This window comes from Kineococcus indalonis (genome assembly GCF_009906395.1).
Classification (GTDB): domain Bacteria; phylum Actinomycetota; class Actinomycetes; order Actinomycetales; family Kineococcaceae; genus Kineococcus; species Kineococcus indalonis.
On record NZ_JAAALM010000552.1, the window covers coordinates 1 to 2566 of the forward strand.

At 76.9% G+C, this 2566-nt stretch carries 2 protein-coding genes; one reads left to right on the forward strand and one right to left on the reverse strand.

The features are described from left to right. A partial coding sequence (locus tag GTR00_RS18740) for a putative bifunctional diguanylate cyclase/phosphodiesterase (protein WP_166613083.1) occupies positions 1 to 1779 on the forward strand: 1779 nt, incomplete at its 5' end. 40 nt (positions 1780 to 1819) lie between these two features. Here GTR00_RS18740 and GTR00_RS18745 read toward each other — a convergent pair. Beyond that, positions 1820 to 2533 carry an SDR family NAD(P)-dependent oxidoreductase gene (locus tag GTR00_RS18745; protein ID WP_166613084.1) on the reverse strand — a complete coding sequence of 238 codons (714 nt, stop codon included), beginning with the start codon at positions 2531 to 2533 and terminating at the stop codon, positions 1820 to 1822. Between the last annotated feature and the right edge of the window lie 33 nt (positions 2534 to 2566).

Sequence of the window (2566 nt, forward strand, 5' to 3'; positions counted from 1 at the left end):
GTCTGGGGCGCCCCGGCCCCCGGCAGCGCCCCCCTGGACCTGCTCGCCGGCGCCGCCGGCGGCGCCTGGCGCGCCGTGCAGGCCGCCCGCGACGCCGAGCGCGCCGCCGCCGACCTCGCCGGCGCCCAGCAGCTGCTCTCCGGCGCCGTGCGCCTGGCCGGGCTCGGCTCCTGGTCCTGGGACCCCGCCACCGGCCGCGTCGCCCTCGACGACCGCCTGCGCGACATGCTCGGCGTGGACGCCACCGAGCCCGACCCCGACCTGGCCACCTGGCGCGAGCGCGTCCACCCCGACGACCGCGGCCCCTTCACCGGCGTGGAGGACGCCGCCCGGCACGCCCCCCACCTGGGCGCCTCCGTGCCCTACCCCTTCCGCGTGCGCTGCGCCGACGGCACCGAGCGCACCTTCCTCGGCACCAGCGTCCCCCTGGACGCCTCCCGCGCCGGCGTCGTGCAGGGCCTCGTGCTCGACCTCGCCTCCGGGGACCGCTCCACCGGCGAGCTCGTGCGCCTGGCCCAGTGCGACTCCCTCACCGGCCTGGCCAACCGCGCCGTGCTCGACGTGCGCCTGGACGAGGCGCTGCGCACCGCCAGCCCCGCCTCCGCCGTCGCCCTCGTCCTGCTCGACCTGGACCGCTTCAAGCTCGTCAACGACACCCTCGGCCACCAGATCGGCGACGCCCTGCTGCGCCAGATCGCCGTGCGCCTGCAGCAGGCCGCGCCCGCCGGCTCCACCCTGGCCCGCCTCGGCGGCGACGAGTTCGTCCTCATGGTCCCCGGCGTCGACCGCCCCGAGTCCGCCGCCGTCATGGCCCACAACCTCATCCGGCGCCTGCGCGCCCCCGTGCTGCTGCCCGGCCTGCCCGAGCCGTTCGTGTGCACCTCCAGCGCCGGCATCGCCGTCGCCCACGAGGGCACCGGCGACGAGCTGTTCCGCAGCGCCGACATGGCCCTGTACCGCGCCAAGGACGCCGGACGCGACCGCGTGGCCGTCTACGACTCCGCCATGCGCGACGACGCCCGGGCCCGCCGCGAGGCCGAGCACAAGGTGCGCCGCGCGCTGCGCACCGACGGCCTGCGCGTGGTGTGGCAGCCCATCGTCGACCTGCGCGACGAGCGGCTCGTGGCCGCCGAGGCCCTGGTGCGCCTGCACGACCCCGTCGAGGGCCTGCTGGAGCCCAAGGAGTTCGTCGACACCGCCGAGGACACCGGCCTCATCGTCGACGTCGACACCTGGGTGCTGGGCGAGGTGCTGCGCCAGCTGCGCGAGTGGCGCCTGCAGGGCAACGGCCTGCAGGTCTCCTTCAACGTCTCCGGCAAGACCCTGGAGCACCCCGCCTTCGCGCACCGCCTGGCCCACAGCGTCGAGAGCACCGGCGCCGCCGGCTCCAGCCTGCTGTGCGAGGTCACCGAGCGCACCCTCATCGACCTGTCCAGCTCCACCCGCGCCAGCCTCGGCGAGCTGCGCAGCGTCGGCGCCCGCGTCGGCCTGGACGACTTCGGGACCGGCTACTCCTCGCTGTCCTACCTGGACCGCTTCCCGCTGAGCTTCCTGAAGATCGACATGAGCTTCGTGCGGCCCCTGGGCACCTCCCCGCGCGCCGCCGCCGTCGTCGAGGCGCTCATCAGCCTGGCCCACGCCCACGGCATGGTCGTGACCGCAGAGGGCGTCGAGACCCGCGAGCAGGCCCGCATGCTGCGCGACATGGGCTGCGACCGCGCCCAGGGCTGGCTGTTCGGCCGGCCCGTGGACGCCGCCCTGCTGGCCCTCGTGCGCTGAGCCCCCGGGCGCTGGGCGCGGCGCGCGCCCGGGGGCGCGCTCAGGAGCGCCGGTGCACGTGCGCGGCGTCGGCCTGCTGCACCGGGCGCACGACCACCCGGTCCAGGTCCACGTGCGGGGGGCGGGTGACCGCGAAGGCGATCACCTCCGCGACGTCCTGCGCGCTCAGCGGCGTCAGGCCCTCGTAGACCTTCGCCGCCGCCGCCGCGTCGCCCAGGCGCACCAGGGAGAACTCCGTCTCCACCATGCCCGGGGCGACCTCCGTCACCCGCACCGGCTCGCCCACCATCTCCTGGCGCACCGTGCGGCACAGCGCGTTGACCGCGTGCTTGACCGCGGTGTACCCGCCCCCGCCCGGGTACGTCTCGAACCCGGCGATGGAGCCGAGCACCACCACGTGACCGTCCCCGCCGCGGCGCATCGCCGGCAGCAGCGCCTTGTGCACCCGCAGCACGCCCAGGACGTTCGTGTCGTACATCCGCTTCCAGCCCTCGACGTCGCCGTCCTCGACCCGGTCGGTGCCGGACGCGCCGCCCGCGGAGTGCACCACGACGTCCACCTCCGGCAGCGCCCGCGCCAGCGCCGCCACCGAGGCGTCGTCGGTGACGTCCAGCGCCAGCGCCCGGCCGCCCACCTCGCGCGCCAGCTCCTCGCAGCGCTCCACCCGCCGCGCCGCCGCCACCGTGGCGAAGCCCGCCGCCGCCAGCGCCCGCACCGTCGCCGCGCCGATGCCGCTGCTGGCGCCCGTCACCAGCGCGGTGCGCCGGCGGGGCGAGGGGTCGGTGAG